Origin of the sequence: Microbacterium sp. BF1, from assembly GCF_019279095.1 — a bacterium.
Taxonomy (GTDB): Bacteria; Actinomycetota; Actinomycetes; order Actinomycetales; family Microbacteriaceae; genus Microbacterium; species Microbacterium maritypicum.
The window spans coordinates 1-1,427 of record NZ_JAGYWT010000592.1 but is presented as its reverse complement, the minus strand read 5'-3'; the positions used below and the strand labels follow the sequence as shown (position 1 = coordinate 1,427).

The 1,427-nt window shown below is 69.0% G+C and carries 2 protein-coding genes and 1 pseudogene; all 3 read right to left on the bottom strand.

Features of this window, described 5'->3' with window-relative positions; genetic code table 11:
• Positions 1-961 (bottom strand): YbdK family carboxylate-amine ligase (locus KZA10_RS15200; RefSeq protein ID WP_218683304.1); only part of this gene is annotated, 961 nt, incomplete at its 3' end.
• An 8-nt stretch (positions 962-969) separates the two neighbouring features.
• A complete protein-coding gene (locus tag KZA10_RS15195; RefSeq protein ID WP_017829326.1) occupies positions 970-1,236 on the bottom strand; it encodes a Rho termination factor N-terminal domain-containing protein in 267 nt (88 codons plus the stop codon).
• A gap of 66 nt (positions 1,237-1,302) precedes the next feature.
• A pseudogene (locus KZA10_RS15190) lies at positions 1,303-1,427 on the bottom strand (IS5/IS1182 family transposase); the annotation flags it as partial.

The window sequence follows — 1,427 nt, the reverse complement described above, 5'->3', positions numbered from 1 at the left end:
CGAAGCCCTCCCACACGCGTTCCTCGTCACCGAGTTCGCGGAGGGCGGGGGCGATCGATGCCCGCATCCGGTCGGCCACGGTCCAGGCATCCTCGATCTCGCCCGTCGTCGGATCGATCAGGCGCGCACCCATGCCTCTGCGGGCTGCCGTCCACAGCGAGGCGTCGATGCCGTCCACTCCGATGTCGGCGAGGGGTTGATCGTCGGTGAGCACGATCGCTCGGGAGAGGAGGGCGGCGAACACCGCGTCCTCGGCCGTCAGCTGCGCATCGAAGACCCGCACCTCGACGGTGGGGTAGCGCTCCGAGATTCGCGCCGACCACGACAGCGACGCCGCATCGGCGAGGGCTCCGACGTCGACGAGGCGCTGTACACCTGCCCGGTACTCGTCGTAGTCGCGGAACCGCGGCGGCGCCCAAGACGAGGGCAGGCGACGGATCAGGATGCTGCGCCAGCTGGCGAAGGCGGAATCCCGTCCGTTCACGAAGGGGCTGTTGCCGGTGAGCGCCAGCAGCACGGGGAGCCAGCCGCGCACGCGATCGAGCGCGCGGACCCTGTCCTCGTCATCGGTGACCTCGACGTGCACGTGCAGCCCGTTGACCTCGTGGTCGCGTGTGAGGTGTCCGAGCTGCTCGGCCACCTCGTCGTAGTGGGGCGAGGGCGACACGGTGGAGGAGCGGGTCGTCGCGAACGGCGTGCCGGTACCAGCGGCGATCGCGTGCTGCTCCCGGGCATGCCAGCCGATGAGCCCGCGCAGGTGCCTCAGCTGCGCCTCGGCATCCACCGCGGTCGCGACCGGCTCGGTCAGGCACTCGATCTGCGAGGTCAGATACTCCGTGGTGACCTCTCCGCCCGTGCGGAGGCGCGTGATGCGCTCGCGAGTGCCGGAGGCGAGGGCCACGGGCACCAGCGAATGCTCATCGAGGAAGAGGAACTCCTCCTCGACGCCGAAGCGCGACATCGGCGGCCTCAGTGATTCCTGAGCGCGGAGATCAACTCGGACTTCCGTTTGCCGCTGTAGCCGGTCAGCCCCAGCTCCTTCGCGCGCGCACGCAGCTGGGGAACGGTCCAGTCCTCGTAGTCGCCATGCTCGCCGCCGCGACGCCCTACGGCACTGCGCCCCTCCTTCGCCGCGGCATTCGAGATGCGCGCGGCCTTCTCCTTGGAGGCCCCGTCTTTCCTGAGCTCTTCGTACAGCTCGGGATCCTTCAGCGCGTTGTCGCGTCTTCCTGGCATGTTCCCATCTCCTTCGCGCACTCGGAGGGCGGAAGTCAACCCCCTCGGACAGAACTCCCACCGCGGCTAGGGCGTGTCTCCCATATGGCGTAGCCAGGTGAGGATTGCGCTGATGGTGACGGCCGCGCGGTAGGTGATCGCGAGCTTGTCGTAGCGGGTGGCGAGGCCCCGCCATTGCTTGGCGAGAGCGA